Annotated in this window: 19 protein-coding genes; 7 read left to right on the top strand and 12 right to left on the bottom strand. The window is 54.2% G+C overall.

What is annotated here, in order from left to right; all coding sequences use genetic code 11:
- Positions 1-2: 2 nt before the first annotated feature.
- From Q0P52_RS01845 to Q0P52_RS01835, 3 genes are read right to left on the bottom strand one after another with little or no spacing between them, the layout of a single operon-like run.
- A complete protein-coding gene (locus tag Q0P52_RS01845; RefSeq protein WP_293764632.1) occupies positions 3-626 on the bottom strand; it encodes a response regulator transcription factor in 624 nt (207 codons plus the stop codon).
- Positions 623-1,042, bottom strand: a complete 420-nt coding sequence (locus tag Q0P52_RS01840; protein ID WP_293764630.1) for a hypothetical protein — start codon at positions 1,040-1,042, stop codon at positions 623-625. The genes Q0P52_RS01845 and Q0P52_RS01840 overlap by 4 nt, the downstream gene beginning before the upstream one ends.
- Before the next feature lie 39 nt (positions 1,043-1,081).
- Positions 1,082-1,915: an EAL domain-containing protein gene (locus Q0P52_RS01835; protein ID WP_293764628.1), complete on the bottom strand. Its 834-nt coding sequence runs from the start codon at positions 1,913-1,915 to the stop codon at positions 1,082-1,084.
- A 388-nt stretch (positions 1,916-2,303) separates the two neighbouring features.
- Here Q0P52_RS01835 and Q0P52_RS01830 point away from each other — a divergent pair, with 388 nt between their 5' ends.
- A complete protein-coding gene (locus Q0P52_RS01830) occupies positions 2,304-3,074 on the top strand; it encodes a transporter substrate-binding domain-containing protein (protein ID WP_293764626.1) in 771 nt (256 codons plus the stop codon).
- Between the two features lie 20 nt (positions 3,075-3,094).
- Here Q0P52_RS01830 and Q0P52_RS01825 read toward each other — a convergent pair whose 3' ends face one another.
- Positions 3,095-3,547 carry an Rrf2 family transcriptional regulator gene (locus Q0P52_RS01825; protein ID WP_293764624.1) on the bottom strand — a complete coding sequence of 151 codons (453 nt, stop codon included), beginning with the start codon at positions 3,545-3,547 and terminating at the stop codon, positions 3,095-3,097.
- Positions 3,548-3,730: 183 nt separating this feature from the next.
- Between Q0P52_RS01825 and Q0P52_RS01820 the strand changes: the two genes are divergently transcribed.
- The 3 genes from Q0P52_RS01820 to Q0P52_RS01810 all read left to right on the top strand — a co-directional run bounded on the left by Q0P52_RS01820 (position 3,731) and on the right by Q0P52_RS01810 (position 5,783).
- Complete coding sequence (locus tag Q0P52_RS01820) at positions 3,731-3,970, top strand: hypothetical protein (protein ID WP_293764622.1); 240 nt, start codon at positions 3,731-3,733, stop codon at positions 3,968-3,970.
- Positions 3,971-4,124: 154 nt separating this feature from the next.
- Positions 4,125-5,309, top strand: a complete 1,185-nt coding sequence (locus Q0P52_RS01815; protein WP_293764620.1) for a globin domain-containing protein — start codon at positions 4,125-4,127, stop codon at positions 5,307-5,309.
- A 216-nt stretch (positions 5,310-5,525) separates the two neighbouring features.
- Positions 5,526-5,783, top strand: coding sequence for a DUF333 domain-containing protein (locus Q0P52_RS01810; protein WP_293764618.1), 258 nt, complete (start codon positions 5,526-5,528; stop codon positions 5,781-5,783).
- Positions 5,784-5,944: 161 nt separating this feature from the next.
- Here Q0P52_RS01810 and Q0P52_RS01805 read toward each other — a convergent pair whose 3' ends face one another.
- Entirely contained in the window at positions 5,945-6,694 is a 750-nt protein-coding gene (locus Q0P52_RS01805) for a sulfite exporter TauE/SafE family protein (RefSeq protein WP_293764616.1), read from the bottom strand.
- A gap of 97 nt (positions 6,695-6,791) precedes the next feature.
- Here Q0P52_RS01805 and Q0P52_RS01800 point away from each other — a divergent pair, with 97 nt between their 5' ends.
- A complete protein-coding gene (locus tag Q0P52_RS01800) occupies positions 6,792-7,694 on the top strand; it encodes a LysR family transcriptional regulator (RefSeq protein WP_293813646.1) in 903 nt (300 codons plus the stop codon).
- Between the two features lie 95 nt (positions 7,695-7,789).
- On the opposite strand, the gene Q0P52_RS01795 is transcribed toward Q0P52_RS01800, so the two are convergent.
- Positions 7,790-8,998 carry an amino acid aminotransferase gene (locus Q0P52_RS01795; protein WP_293813645.1) on the bottom strand — a complete coding sequence of 403 codons (1,209 nt, stop codon included), beginning with the start codon at positions 8,996-8,998 and terminating at the stop codon, positions 7,790-7,792.
- A 306-nt stretch (positions 8,999-9,304) separates the two neighbouring features.
- Here Q0P52_RS01795 and Q0P52_RS01790 point away from each other — a divergent pair, with 306 nt between their 5' ends.
- A complete protein-coding gene (locus Q0P52_RS01790) occupies positions 9,305-9,589 on the top strand; it encodes a hypothetical protein (RefSeq protein ID WP_293813644.1) in 285 nt (94 codons plus the stop codon).
- A 65-nt stretch (positions 9,590-9,654) separates the two neighbouring features.
- Here the strand turns inward: Q0P52_RS01790 and Q0P52_RS01785 are convergent, their stop codons facing one another.
- The 4 genes from Q0P52_RS01785 to Q0P52_RS01770 all read right to left on the bottom strand — a co-directional run bounded on the left by Q0P52_RS01785 (position 9,655) and on the right by Q0P52_RS01770 (position 12,910).
- Positions 9,655-10,020, bottom strand: coding sequence for a cupin domain-containing protein (locus Q0P52_RS01785; protein ID WP_293813643.1), 366 nt, complete (start codon positions 10,018-10,020; stop codon positions 9,655-9,657).
- Positions 10,021-10,091: 71 nt separating this feature from the next.
- Positions 10,092-10,634, bottom strand: a complete 543-nt coding sequence (locus tag Q0P52_RS01780) for a hypothetical protein (protein ID WP_293813642.1) — start codon at positions 10,632-10,634, stop codon at positions 10,092-10,094.
- Positions 10,635-10,994: 360 nt separating this feature from the next.
- Positions 10,995-11,219 (bottom strand): hypothetical protein, encoded by a 225-nt coding sequence (locus Q0P52_RS01775; RefSeq protein ID WP_293813641.1) that lies wholly within the window; start codon positions 11,217-11,219, stop codon positions 10,995-10,997.
- 833 nt (positions 11,220-12,052) lie between these two features.
- Positions 12,053-12,910, bottom strand: a complete 858-nt coding sequence (locus Q0P52_RS01770; RefSeq protein WP_293813640.1) for a GIY-YIG nuclease family protein — start codon at positions 12,908-12,910, stop codon at positions 12,053-12,055.
- A 945-nt stretch (positions 12,911-13,855) separates the two neighbouring features.
- Here Q0P52_RS01770 and Q0P52_RS01765 point away from each other — a divergent pair.
- Positions 13,856-14,257: a hypothetical protein gene (locus tag Q0P52_RS01765; protein WP_293813639.1), complete on the top strand. Its 402-nt coding sequence runs from the start codon at positions 13,856-13,858 to the stop codon at positions 14,255-14,257.
- Positions 14,258-14,678: 421 nt separating this feature from the next.
- Here the strand turns inward: Q0P52_RS01765 and Q0P52_RS01760 are convergent, their stop codons facing one another.
- The gene (locus tag Q0P52_RS01760; RefSeq protein ID WP_293813638.1) at positions 14,679-14,915 is read right to left on the bottom strand and encodes a hypothetical protein; all 237 of its coding nucleotides are present in this window, start codon (positions 14,913-14,915) and stop codon (positions 14,679-14,681) included.
- A gap of 234 nt (positions 14,916-15,149) precedes the next feature.
- On the bottom strand, positions 15,150-15,409 hold a 260-nt coding region (locus Q0P52_RS01755), incomplete at its 5' end, for a hypothetical protein (protein WP_293813637.1).

Here is a 15,409-nt window from a genome sequence, read left to right as displayed (position 1 = left end):
TCTCAGAGCAAACCGTTTTCTCTGGCGTAATTGGCCATCGCCACCACCCCATTGACGCCAAGCTTGGTCTGAATCCGGAACTTGTAGGTACTGACTGTTTTTTCGCTGAGGTGCAGCTTATTGGCTACATCCTTGTTGGACAAACCCTGCGCCAGCGCAATCAGCACGGTCAGTTCTCGCTGAGACAGCAAGTCCAGCGGGCGCTGCTGGTTGGCCGAACTGGTGATCGGCTGGATGCCAAAGCTGGGAAAACAGTTGAAACCGGCCACGACGGCCTTGAAGGTAGAAAAGATCTCGTCTGGCGTACAGTTTTTGCTGATGAAACCATTAGCCCCGGCGGCAACAATCTTTTCCAGATAGATTTCCGTGGACTGGGCGGAAAACACCAATATCTTGCAGTCCAGCTCCTTGTGCTTGATCTTGGCGATGACATCCAGACCGGACAGATCAGGCAGCATCAGGTCCAGAATCACCACATCCGGTACGTCTTTGGCGAGGAATTTCAGCCCCTCGTCAGCCGTCGCTGCCTCGCCGACCACTTCAATGGAAGGATCCTGGCCAAAAATAGCCTTGAGGGCAAGACGCAGCGAAGGATGGTCGTCAATGATCAGGACTCGAGTTTTCATGTAATTCCATTGTGTAGTTTTACCTGCGCAGCCGGCATCATGCCGAGATTGCGCAGCAAGCGCCGCAAGTCAGCCAGCCACATGCCGGCCAGACATGCCAAGAGCAGGCAGAACTGAAGAGACAGCACCATACCTACCGGGTGATAAACCGGATTGCCAACTACGAAATACCACAGGGCCAGCAAGGAACCAACGGCGCAAAAGGCCGAAAAAGCCAGCATCATGCGAATGGCACCCGCCATTGCGCCGACATAGGCACGGTGCAAGCCAGAGAACCCGAAGCACACCATAAGAGCCAGAGCGACAGGCAGATTGATGCGGTCATCATTACATGATTCGCCACCGGTCAACAAACCCGCCCCGTACAGTTTGCCATCGCCATTTGTCGGGTTTTTATAGCCATCGAAAAATTTCATGTCTAACCACCCTTCCCTGCGCCGATAGTGGCAAGCGGATCACTCAACCTGATAGTCGGCCGACTCGGCACTGCGGCGGATATCAGACTCTTCGCGGTAGAAACCCAGCACATCGGCAGCTTTCATCGGTTTGCCGTAGAGAAACCCCTGCACGTAATGACAGCCGATCCGGCCCAAGGCATGCAGATCGCAGATGTTCTCTACCCCTTCCGCCACCACTTTCATCCCGAGATTGCCGGCAATATTGACGATGCCGGCAACGATGGCCGCATTGCGCATATCGGCATGAATGCCCTGGATGAACCTCCGGTCAATCTTGATGCAGTCGAAATGAAATGCCGACAATACGGACAAGGAGGAATTGTCCACGCCGAAATCATCCAGCACGATCTTGACTCCGCGACTTTGCAGATCAGACAGCGCGCGCGTGGCGCGGGCGATGCTTTCTACGGACTCGTGCTCGGTGACCTCCACGCGAAAAGAGCTGAGAGGAATGTCAAACTGCTTGCTCACTTCATTCAGTTGATCCAACAGCCAACCGGTTTCCACCATGACCCATTCGGCATTCACCGACACCGGCATTTCCAGGCCCTGTTTGCGCCACCAAAGCATGTCTCGAGCATTCAGCCGCAACAGCTTCTTCACCATGCTGTGCAGACGACCGCTTTGGCGAATTTTCTCTACAAAACCGCCATTGCGAGAAAACGGGCCATGCGGCGGCTCATAGCGGGCCAGGCTCTCCACACCAGCCATGCCGCCGTGGATGAGGTCCAGCTTGGGTTGATACCAAGGTTGGACAAAACCCAGGTCGATATCGCCGCTCAGCACCACATCCGGCAACGGCCCGACAATGCCGGACTCCGCATTAGGCATAAGCTGCTGATTTTTTAAGAAATTACCTAGTAGCATTATCACTCTCCGCTATTGACAACCGAATTGTGATTTTTATACCCACTCTCAACAATGAGAGCTTACTGACAGTAAGCGTAGCTATTTTCCTACTTGCCAGCGGGAAATGTCTTTTGCGTAAGCTTTAACAAGATGTGCGGCGAAGAATCGCGCGCCAAGTGGCCATGAATAGGCGCGGTACAAGCCCAATCGCCGCGCGTTCCGGCAAACACCAACGCTCACAAACGGCGTGCCGAGCGGTGGCATCCCAACACATATCGCATGATTTCATTGAATTAAAATGAAGATAATATTGAAAAAACTACGGCTTAATGCGTATTGATTACCACCCGCATCTGTCTATAAGTTGGTAATGTCCACCTTAAAGATCAGAAATCCCACAATGATCTATCTTAAATACCTGCCGGCATTGCTCATCATGACCAGCCAACAACTTGTGCAGGCCAGCCCGGTCATTTATGTCGAATGCGATAATTTACCTCCCATGTGCAGTACTGAAAGCGAAAACCCCGGCATGGTGATGGAGATCGGCATGGAGGCGGTACGTCGCGCCGGATACACGCCCAAAGCCCGCATTCTCCCCTGGAAGCGGGCCATGCAGGAGGTGCGCAGCAGGACAGATGCGGTTCTGGTGCTGTTCTCCCGCACCCCCAGTCGCGCCCCGCTGTTCAAGTGGATAGTAGAAACCAATTCGGTAGGATTCAGCTTTATCAGACGGGATGGGGCCAGTCCGATCGCGGATCTGAAGACGGCCCAGGCCGCAGGCCGCATCGGCATCCGCCGCGGCTCCAGCGTGGTGGAGTGGCTGGAACGCAATGGCGTGGAGGAAGAGGAACTGGAAACCGGCACCATGGAAGACTTGGCTGCCATGCTCAAGTATGGCCGTATCGCTTCGGTGCTGGTGCTTCCGGAAATTTTCGCTCCCGTGTATGCGTCCCGTTTTGGCGCATCCCCTGTCGTGGGCAAAGTCGTATATGAAGACAGCGACTGGATTGCCGGCGGGCCCGCCATGCCCGCAAGCACAGTCAAGGCAATTGCGGAGGCCGTCGCCGGCATGAAACGTGACGGTACTATCGAACAGATCATCAAGCGCTACGGCTCAACCCGCGCAGTGGCTCCCTGAAGAGGCCTTGCCGCGCTCGATCAGCCGGTGTTGCGACCCACCTCAGCCAAAGGCACAAATAGCACCCGCCGCTCTTCAGCTGACAGCAGATCAGCCAGGCTGACCCGATCCAGACTGGCAAGAAACGCATTCAACGCATCGGACAACGCCCCGCGCAAACGGCAGCTCCGCGTCAACAGACAGCGGCTTTCACCGCCAAAGCACTCCACCAGCTCCATGTCGCTTTCCATGTCCCGCACTACCGCTCCGACAACAATGTCCCCTGCGGCGCGCGCCAGCCTCAAGCCGCCGCCCTTGCCGCGCAAGCCTTCCACATAGCCCAGACGTATCAGCTGGTTGACTACTTTCATCATGTGGCTGCGTGAAACATCAAAGCTTTCCGCGATTTCCTGAATAGTGACCAGCCGGTGTTCATTCGCGCCAAGAAAGATCAGCACGCGCAAAGCGTAGTCGGTGTGTTGGGTAATATGCACGCGCTGTTATCCGTTTACGGGAAGAATCGGGACAGTATACTGAGCACCGCTCAAAAGATGAATCCGTCTTGACTCTTTTAAAGATGCATTTTATATTCATCTTATAGCTTGGTCGCGAATCCTGCTTGCCGCCATGAAAAGCATGACGACGGATGACCATCCACTTGCAACAAGGAGCATGACATGTCTTCCAGCCCCCTAACCCCACGCAAAGCCTTGTTCATGGGCCGCGCCATGATGACGATCGCCATTGCCGGCATGCTGGCTTCTGCAGCCCTCGCCTATGTCTACGCCGATCATTTCAGCATTCCGGCACAAGTGGCCGGCCATCTGGCGCTGCCGATCTCCGCTGGCGTGTTCAAGCTTGGTTATGTGGTGCGGCTGGCTGCACACAATGCCATGGGCAACTGGCAAGCAGGTTAAGCGGCGTTTTTTTTTGCGCCCAATAAGATTCATTTAACATTCATCTTTAAGACACCAGAACCAGCCGCCCGCCCCGCAGAAGCAGGCTTCAAGACACCCATCCAGGCTGTCGCCACATCACCCAGCCCCTCACCCACCCCAAAGAAAGCAAACCATGTTGTCACAAGAAGCCCTGCCCCTCATTCAGGCCACACTGCCGGTTGTCAAAGAGTACGGCGAGCAGATCACCCGCCACTTCTACCAGCGCATGTTCCTTCATCATCCTGAGCTGAAAAACCTGTTCAATATGGGTAATCAGTCCTCAGGTGAACAAGCGCAGGCACTAGCTGGCTCCATTTACGGCTATGCCGCTAACCTGGACCAACCGGAAGTGCTCAACCCCATCATGAATCGGATCGCCCACAAGCATGTCAGCCTGGGGATTGCCCCCAACCAGTACACCATTGTCGGCCGTCATTTGATGGCGGCTATTGCCGAAGTATTGGGCGAAGCGGCCACGCCGGCGATTCTGGAGGCCTGGGACGAAGCTTACTGGCTGATGGCCACCGACCTGGTCGCCCGGGAAGCGCGCATTTATCAGGATGTGACATGGGAAGCCGGCCAGGATTGGCTGACGGCGGAGGTGGTGAACAAGGAAGCCGTGGCCGCCGATGTGATTTCCCTCAGCTTGCGGCCGCAAGATGGTCGGCGCATTCCATTTATGCCCGGCCAATACCTGAGCGTGGCGCTGGAGGTGCCAGCTCTGGGCCTGACTCAGCGCCGGCAGTACAGCCTGACTGGCCTTCCCGAAGAAGACGAACTGCGCATCAGCGTCAAACGCGAGCAGCCCGGACAAGGCCCGGCCGGTCGAGTATCTGCACTGCTGCATGACGCAGTAAAGCCTGGGGACACCCTGCGCATTGGCCCCCCAGCCGGTGATTTTGTACTGGGAGTCGGCAGCGCCCCCCTTGTACTGATCAGCGCCGGCATTGGCATCACCCCTGTGCTGTCCATGCTGCGACAACAGGCGGCGGCATCCAGCCCCCGTCAGCTGGTGTTCGCACACGCCAATCGCGCCGCCAGGCATATCGCCCATCTCGACGAAGTGACAACCGCACTGCAACGTTTGCCGAACGCGCGCTTCGCGCTTTGGCTGGAAGAGCCGGATCAAAGCGTGGACGCCAGATCCGGGCGCATGGCGCTTGAGGCGATTCCCGCATTGCCGCTGGATGGCGATTTCTACCTGTGCGGTCCGCTGCCTTTCATGCATGAGCAACGCCAATGGTTGCTGGCACATGGCGTTCCCGCAGACGCCATTCACTATGAGGCGTTTGGCCCAGACGTATTTGGTCATGGGTGATAGCGCAAAGCGCCTGGCTGCGCGAGCTGCCAGGCGCGGCGCTAAGCCGCTAGAATGCAGTGTCTACCCTGTTGACAGCGCTTGGCGGGCGGATTGAGCGGCCCACCCCGACGCACTGCTCGCCTTGCCCAAGCACCCTGCTGTCACAGCAGGCTTTGCCGCCATTCAGCCGCAAAGCCCGCTGGCTGACGACCCGCCAATACTAAGGATCACATCATGCCCGGCTATCGCCTGCTCACCCCGCTCGCCCTCTGCCTGCCCTTGCTGCTTGGCGCTTGCGCGCAACCCAAGGCAGCCGAAGCTGTCCAGCCCATGGTGGGCATGGCCAACCCGGCGTCGGTATTCTGCATCCAGCAAGGCGGCAAGCTGGAAATCCGCAAAGAAAGCAACGGCGAGGCCGGATACTGCCACTTGCCGGACGGCAAGGTTGTAGAAGAGTGGGCCTACTTCCGCAGCCTGCAGAAACAGCCCTGAGCGCCATCGGGCCAGTGCGAGGTGGCCGGCAACCACCGACCAGACTCCGCTCTTCGGCAAACATCACATCTCGTCATCTGGCGTGAAATCAGGCAGGCCTGTGAAAACGCCAGCCCCAAGGCAGAAGACGCACGTTGCGCGGCGATGCTTGCCGACATGACCTAACGCAGCATCAGCCCGGCCGTCAGCAACAGCATGCCGGCAAACAAGGCCTTGAGCTTGCGCTCGGGCAAGCGATGCGCCAGCGCCACCCCGCGTGAAATGGTGACGACGCCACCAAGGGCCAGCACCAGCCCCAGCGACCAATCCACATGCCCCGCCCGGCCATAGGTAGCCAGTGCAACCAGTGCCCCGGGCACCACCAGCGCCAGCGCCAGGCCTTGGGCTACGGCCTGACGTTTGCCGAAGCCCCGCACCAAAATAGGCGCGGCGACGATGCCAGCCCCCACACTGAAAAAGCCGGCAAACAGGCCACCCACCACGCCTACCGCCGGCAAGTAGCGCTCGGGCCATGCCGCAGCCGGCGCGCCCTCGCCACCTCTCCGGCGCGACAGATGGATGAAATACCCCGCCAGACCGATGAGAAAGACTGCAAACACGGCTTTCAAAGTGGCGGCATCCAGTGCTACCGCCAAACGCGCGGCCGGATACGTGGAAAAAACCGAAGCCAAACCAATGGTCGCCGCCGTGCGCAAGGGAAAGGGGTTGCGCTGTCGATAGCGCCAGAATCCCAGCAAGACATTGGGCACCATCATCACCAGCGCCGTGCCTTGCGCCAGCTGCTGATCCATGCCGAACAACAATACCAGCACCGGGATGGCGATAATGCCGCCGCCTATGCCCAGCAAGCCGCCCACATAGCCCAACGCACCACCCAAAGGCAGCGCCAGCGCCGCACTGCTCAAGGTCATGTTCAGTCCTGTCCACAAAAGCAAAACCACATTTTATCTTGCAATATGACAGCTATAATTCAGCACAAAACAATCCATTATTTACTTGAACGCACAAATGAGCGATCTTTCCGATCTGGCATTTTTTGCCCGACTGGTGCAATGCGGCAGCCTGAGCGCCGCCGCCCGCACACTGGGCGTTACGCCCCCGGCCATCAGCCGACGCCTTGCCGCGCTGGAACAAAGGCTGGGCGTGCGCTTGCTGCATCGCACTACCCGTACGCTGGCGCTCACTGAAGAAGGCGAGCGTTATCTGGGTCGCGGCCAGCGCATTCTGGATGATCTGGCGGAACTGGAGAATGACGTAAGCGGCGGCAGCCTGGCACCGCGCGGGCTGCTGCGAGTGAATGCGACGCTGGGTTTTGGCCGCCGGCACATCGCGCCACTGATATCCGGCTTCATTCACGCTTTCCCGCAAACCGAAGTACAACTGCAACTGACAGACCGGTTGCCCGCACTCACCAGCGGCGCGTTTGATGTCAGCATCCGCGTTGGCGAACCACCCGACACCCGCCTCGTTTCGCGCCATCTGCTGAACAATATCCGTCTGCTGTGCGCCGCACCTGACTACCTGGCGCGTCACCCTCTCATCGAACAACCCGCCGATCTGACCCGGCACCAGTGCATCGTCATCCGCGAAAACGAAGACGTGTTCGGCAACTGGCAGCTGTATTCCGGTCAACGTCAAACCATGGTCAAGGTAAGCGGCGCGCTCTCCACCAACGACGGTGAAACCGCCGTCAACTGGGGACTGGCCGGACACGGAGTGATGCTGCGTTCGTGCTGGGACATCACTCCCTACCTGCAAACCGGACAGCTGGTGCGCATCCTGCCCGACTGGCAAGGAGCGCCAGCCGATATCTGGGCGCTCTATCCCCGCCTCCGTCAGCCGTCTGCCCGCGTGCGGGCGTTTATCGACTTCCTCTCGCAACACCTGTCCGGCGCCACAGCCCAAGCCTGATCACAGAGCGCAAGCAAACAAAAAGCCCCGCATTTGCGGGGCTTTTTCGACACGGCCCAAGGTTGGCCGAAGGCAGGTCTTGCGCGTCGCGCCGTTTAGGCCTTCACCACCTTGGCGATGGCTTCGGCAACATAGTTCAGATTCTTGCTGTTGAGCGCGGCCAGACAGATGCGACCGGTAGACACCGCATAGATGCCGAACTCGCTGCGCAGCACTTCCACTTGTGCGGCGGTCAGGCCGGTGTAGGAGAACATGCCGCGCTGCTTAGCGACGAAGGAGAAATCCTGCTCCACGCCTTGCGCCTTGATGGCTTCAACCAGACCGGTGCGCATGGCGCGGATGCGCTCGCGCATGCCGGCCAGCTCGTCTTCCCACTGCTGGCGCAGCTCAGGGCTGGACAGCACTGCGGCCACGATGGCGGCGCCGTGGATCGGCGGGTTGGAGTAGTTGGTACGGATCACGCGCTTGAGCTGGGACAGGACGCGACCAGCCTCTTCCTTGCTGGCGGTGACGATGGACAGCGCGCCCACGCGTTCGCCATAGAGCGAGAAGCTCTTGGAGAAGGAGCTGGAAACGAAGAACTGCAGGCCGGATGCGGAGAACAGGCGCACAGCAACGGCGTCGGCATCGATGCCGTCGGCAAAGCCCTGGTAGGCCATGTCGAGGAAAGGTACCAGCCCCTGCGCACGGCACACTTCCACCACTTCAGCCCATTGCGCGTCGCTCATGTCGGCCCCGGTCGGGTTGTGGCAGCACGCATGCAGCACAATCACGGAACCCGCATCCAGACCTTGCAGGAAGGACTTCATGCCGGCGAAATCCACGCCGCGCGTGGCTGCGTCGTAGTACGGATAGTTTTCCACCTCGAAACCGGCGGATTCAAACAGCGCGCGGTGGTTTTCCCAGGACGGGTTGCTGATGTAAACCTTGGCGGCCGGGTTCAGACGCTTGAGAAAATCCGCGCCGATTTTCAACGCACCGGTGCCGCCCAACGCCTGGGCCGTTACTACCTTGCCGGCGGACAGCAGCTCGCTGTCGGCGCCGAACAGCAGGTTCTGCACAGCCACATCGTAGGAAGACGGGCCTTCGATCGGCTGGTAGCCGCGCGGCGGCATGGCTTCCAGACGGGCTTTCTCGGCGGCTTTCACCGCGCCCAACAACGGAATCTTGCCGTTGTCGTCACAGTACACGCCAACGCCCAGATTCACTTTGGTAGCGCGAGTATCGGCGTTGAAAGCTTCGTTGAGGCCAAGAATCGGGTCGCGCGGGGCCAATTCCACCGCGGCGAAGATCGAAGAGGTCATGCAGAACTCCATTTGCTTTGCAGATCAGCCGTCCGCTGCCGCGCAACGGCTGTATTGATGAAAACTTTGTCCGCCGACAAGTTTACCACCATCCGGCCTGCTGCTGCGGCGCAAAACCGCCCTGCCAATGCGAATCGCATCGCCTCGCCAGCTTGAACCACCGCGGCAGAGGTATAGTCTTTATAGGAAGCATGCGACAAAACCCGGACATGAGCCGAAGCCCCGCCGGGCTCGGACTGTGGTTTTTCCCGCCCCTGCAAACCAGTTTGCTAACGACTTCAACCACGCTTTTAAAGGGAGACAGACGTGAGAAAAGGCATCCTGCTGTTCTGGCCATCCTTCATCATTGCCGCGATGGCCACCATTGTGTTTTTCAGTATTTTCGACCCTGCCGAGCTGACCCTGCACGGCAGCCACCTGTTCAACGACAAGCTCAGCGCCTACTCAGTGTTCATGCTGGTGAGCTGGGCTTTTGGCGCGCTCAACACCGCCATCGTATTGTTGCTGGAAAAGAGCGCGCGCGACATCAACGGCTTCACCCCACCGCCGGTAGAACCCATGGACGACGCGGATGACCCGCTGAAAACCTGAACGACGACAACAAAAAATGGGAGTGCGGCGCACTCCCATTTTTGCTTGCGCGAATAGCCGCCGGTTCACGCTTGCGGTGTTTGGGCCACCACAAAGTATTTGCGCACCGCCCTCACCACCTCAAACACGCCGACAAAGCCGGCCGGAATCACCGCCGCCTCTCCGGGCAACACCGTCACCGTTGCGCCATCCTCTTCATGCAAACGCACCTCGCCTTCCAGCACGCAGAAGAACTCGTGTTTGTCTTCGGCAAACCTGATGCGCCAGGCACCGGTTTCGCAGGCCCAGACACCGCAAGAAAGCGCCTCGTCGGCGGTTTCGTAATGCGTCCAGGCAAGTCGGCGCGGGTTGCCGCTTAGCAAACGATCAGGCCTGGGCCGATCTTCCGTCGGCGCGACATCGGCAGAGAAATGGGTAATGCGAAGGCTCATGGCACGCTCCGTGATGATGCAGCCTGTCATTATCGCTTCGCTGCGTCTTGGGCTCCAGCCTGGCGATTGGATCAGGCTTGGCCGGCCGTCAAACTGCTCACAACCGGCAACAGACTCCGCAAGGTCCTGATTTTCTCCATCGTCATGTCGATAAAGCTGACTTGTCTCATCAGACTTTCCACCTTGAAAGTTGCCGCTCTTGCCGGCGCCAGCACCAATCCGCCGTCCTCCAGCCGAACTATCCAGTCCTCCCTCTCCAGCTGCATCACTTTCCGGCGGACAGTCTCACGCGGCACGCCAATCGCCTGCGACAGCGAGTGAATATTGCAAAACCGGGGGAGCGGCCCCCTGTGCCGATAAACAAGATGTTTTTCCTGCGGCTGATTGCCAACCTCCAGCACAATCAATGCTTTTATCAGATCATTGGCAAAAACATTGGCGCAATTACGCAAGGTCATTCCATGCACTTCACTCAGCAATAAAGCGATGCAAGACATGATTTTCTCAAAGCGGTCCGCAACAGGCAGCGACTTGAGGTTCTGAATACACTGTGCCGGCACGGACAGGCTGCGGACGCACGCAGACATATCACAACAAATTTTTTCTTCTATCATTTACACACTTCATATAAAAACACCATTGACGCCAACAAACAATGAACATGCAATATAAAATCCAGAAGCCTGCACGATGCAATCACACGCAACCCGCATCACATTAGCCAATTATTTTTCTCGGCCAGCCATATTGCCGACTCGGGCCTTGCTTTGCTGCGCACGCTCACTGCCATCCCGCCATACCACCACGCCAAGATAGACAGTTGCGGAAACAATCACAAACAGCAGAATGGCGCAAACAGTAATAAGAAAGTAGTCAGACTCCATTTAACCCCCACAAATCAAACATCAACTTTGCGTACAATTGAAAACAGGAAGAGAGAGCACATCACCAATAGCGATCAATTTTTAATATCGTCATCCATCCAGACGAATATAAGTCAGCGCCTCTCCAAGCAAATCCACCGTATTCATCTGGAGCTGTTGCCGATCCCTGTCTGAATCCACGCGGGAAAACACACTCTCGACATGGGACCACACCTCACTCTCTGTCGGCATGACTCCTTGGTGCCATGCCGACACCACCCCGTACAAGTAGCTATTCAATTCCTCTTCCAACGCTTTCAGCTTGCTCAATTTCACCCCCGCAATTCCTCTTCATACGTACACACTCAAGCCCACCAAATAACATTGTTATTATTCGTCATCAATTTATCACAAGGAAATTCGGCAAAAACGCCATCGGCATCATCACATGCCCATTTTGGGCAATGCGATCTGCCAGCTCCGGCTGCGGGGAAACACAGTTGCGCAAGGCTCGCTTACGCATCAAACCTGCTGAAAACCAGAACTGGAGAACATAGAAACCGAGGAGAAAAGCAGGTACCGCAAGCCGAGGACCCGACTGCGGCAGGTGAGAAATGCCCTGTCATCCACACACACAGCGGACCAGCATCTGAGAGAGCACGGGAAAAAAAACAGGCAACAAAAAAGCCCTGAATAATCAGGGCTTTAATGTAGGTATCTGGCGGAGAGGGGGGGATTCCGAATTTCATCAAAAAATCCCCTTATTCTCTTGGCACTTTTTGTACATCTACACATTGGAAGGATGTCCTTTGTGTAGAAGTGACTTTTATATTGTAGTAGATATTTTTATATCATGTAAACACAGCTAGCTATCTTAGTAACGAAGTTAAAAAAAGTACGTTGTGACCTATCGAGCCGTGGTCAGCACGTACAGTGGTACCGGGTTGGTAATTTGAATAACGGCTGTGTAAAGTGTTCTGCTCTCAGAAGCTGGCATAGCCTCAATGGCAAATCTCCGCAACTGTATCAGGGCTTTAAGCCCTGACACCTTCGCTATGGTAGTTGTAGCTTGCGTAGCAATGGTTATGCTATCGAGCATAAAATTTTGCCTTACCAAACCCTTCAAGCTATTCGTCTATCAAGGTCTCAAGCTGATTCTTCACTTATTTCTAGTTATCATTCAGCCCATGCACCCTAGTTCCAAGCTTGTGCTTGTGCAGCTGCTCGCAAGCAATGACTTCATTTTTGGTCATCGACATAGGCAAAGTTTGTAAGATTGAGAACTGCCATTTACGGTATGCATTCGGCCGTTGATTGAGCAGGTCAATCAGTAGTTTGTTGCCCCCATGCCTTGTTTCCGCATATGTCGTCCAGCGCCCGATAATTCCTCTGATACCGTAGGCAGAGCCGACATACTGCATCCCAGTCTCCTTATCTAGGATCAGGTAAATACCATAAGTCGCTGACAGCATACGATGCCATTCACGGTTAGCTGTGGGGTTTTCAACGATGATCTTCAATTCATCGTATGACACGACACACTCCAAGTAGCCTGGAAACTCTGACACATAACCGCTAGGAAGTACTTCGATTACGGGTTTGGTCAGCGGTCGAAAATGCTGTACCCATGAACGAGTACCTTTACCCCAATCGATCACGACTCGGTCACACAAGGCGTCATATCGAGAGTCACGCTCTAGGCAATAAAGATATTTTGAACTACTTGCATGCTCCGGATACGGATAGTCTTCAGGGGGGACTATCTGTACGGGGCCTTCGACGCCATTCACGACATATACGCCCTCCAACACACTATGGGAACCGGCCCCGGCGAAGAAAGACACAAGAACATCACAGTCTGCAAAAACATCTCGTTCTTGATATGATTGATAGTACTCAAACCAGCCATCGCGTTTCATAACACGCATATCAATGCCAGTCTCTTGATGTCGTACAAGACGAATTCGTTGAGCCATATTGATACCAAAAGGTTGCAGAAGGTGCTCGAGGTAAAGTTCTGTATTCATAGTATTAGTATATTTATGACATTGGCTTTCGGAAAATACATACCCAATAGGACTGATTGATAGCTATAGCTGTTACTCCGATTATCTGTAACGTGCAAGCAGCGGCGAAAAGTACGAAATCACGTGTAGGCAGCGCTTCATTGCTGCATCACATCAATTGCCTTAGACATAATCTATATCTCAGACCTCTTGCCTAGCAGCTGGATCTGAGTAAGTGGTATAGAAACTATTCTATAGCTCATACTCTGGCAGGAGTTACTAATCCCACTCTAGTGTGATGTCGAATTTTCTGTTGATAGTTAGGCCGTGGACGAGTTGACCGCGAATATCTAGAAAGTTTTGGCTGCGTAGTAGCTAATCCGCTCACTCCAGTCAGTTTTTTCCATACCAAATCGCTGCATTAAGGCCATTTCAAGACGACCGATATTGAATCTTGCTAAACTCTGCTTACGAGATACAGGATAATTCAACCTACATGTATAGTCCTTCCACACTTCACTCTCAATGATCTCATGGTAATTTTTCATTGCTTCACAGCAAACAGTATCACCCACAATACACAGCAACTCACCTCAACGTATGAGATTATAATTTATATTGAAATAATAACATTGGCGCACCATTTTCGAGCCGCACCCTGCTGTAAACCATATTTCCCATACAACATTCAACTCCACTCATGACAATGTCAACTACGAAAGTCACTATAACATTACCATTCACCAACACCACCCCATGGATTTAGTTGAAATAATACTTCAAGAAATTCAATACAACAGCCAAACCAACTTTACTCCACTACAACTTGATTCTTACTTGGAAATTTACCGGAAACTTAAGAAAAAGACAACACATACTGCACATACACATTGATGTATAATCATCTTTCCAAACGCCTACCAACCCGACCCAATTTAGACCAACATAGGACAAAAAGGGAAAACAATGAATAATATTTCTTTATCTGATTTATTTTCAAAAAAACTGAAATCACCACTCCTGAATGCAAGATGGTCGTGGGGAGCTATCAATGCAAACAACGCTGTGGTTTTACGCGTTTTCCAACATGAATTTGAGAAAAGAAATGTTCATATTTATAGCGAATTATGGGAGGATAGCTTGGGGAAGACCGAGCGCAAAAATCATGTGGACTTAGTACGCTTGGGAAGTCCGCTAGGTTTGATTGTCTGCTTAGCCGAAAACACCTCCGAGGGCAAGGAAAGAATTAAGCAATTTAACGAACAGGAAGTCTTTGTGTCTGGTAGGCTTATCGATGACGGTGTTAATGTGTGGTGCGAAGTAGTTGAGAGAATATCACTTGCTGAATGGAATTCAAGATATTGCTAAAACAGCTCTCACTTACTAAAAAAATTAAAATTTCCGCAAATGCAGAAAAAAGTTGACATTCCAAACCAAACAAACAATCGCACACATCGATCAAGCCGCCAATATGACACCCTGCTGTTACGCAGGGTGTTTTAATTTACCAAAATCGGATGAAGCATTGTAAACTAGACCTAACTCTCCAACCCGTACAGAAAATGAAAGCAAAAATAATGCATCAAAGCCAAAATACTTGAGTACAACTAAATTACATTTCTTATTCAACCACTCCAACCTTCCTTAAAACGCCTATATATTGCATATTAAGCATTCTTACATGGAAGTTATCTTCTTACTATGCCTCATCAACTCTATTTATCTAGCCGACACAAACATCTCGATATCTCGACCTGCATTTAAATTCATAATTTCATTCAAACCACGATTAACTGTAAGAAAGCCGCCGCCGCATTTCACGCAATGCCAGGAGAGCCAGCGCAGGCATTTCATCATCAACCTTGCTCATACCGTCGGCGAAGCTGACTTTGTAAATACGCAGGGCATTCCGCAGGTCAATCAAGGGGATTTCTGAAAGTGGCTTGCTGGCAAATACACTTACCAGCTTGGCATGTTCGAATGATGTAGGGCAGCCCGGCATACCGGTGTTTAGTGGTGTACTCATGCAAATCCCGGACTACACGACTTTACGCAATACACGCTCAACGATATGACCAAGTACGCTGGGCAGTCGTCTACCCGCCTCTGCTTTTAGCGGGGCGAAACCGCACTGCGGACACTGCTTGGCCCAAGCCGGCTGAATCAGCACGTCAGAAGCCATATGGATGGTCCGCTGCCAGTGGCAGCGCGGGCAGACAAATTTGAGCGGGCCGATTGGAACTGGCATGCAACTCTCCCCTTAACGCGACAGGATGAAGTAAAGCAACAGCGGAACACCAAGCAATGGGCAGGTAATGGCGAGCAAGACCGCTGCCATCAACTGAAGCCACTTGCTGACAAAGCGTCCTGGCACAAACAGGGATACGACAAACAACAGCATGGCCAACGCGGTCCAGCCCGGATCCCCCTCTCGTGACTGTCTCTGTTCTCGGAACATATGCCTACTGGACTGACCCGGCTCCGGTAGGCATTCCTGCCTTATGATTTGAGCATAGGAGG

The sequence above is a fragment of the uncultured Aquitalea sp. genome (assembly GCF_945957525.1).
Classification (GTDB): domain Bacteria; phylum Pseudomonadota; class Gammaproteobacteria; order Burkholderiales; family Chromobacteriaceae; genus Aquitalea.
This window is presented reverse-complemented; position numbering and strand designations above follow the sequence as displayed.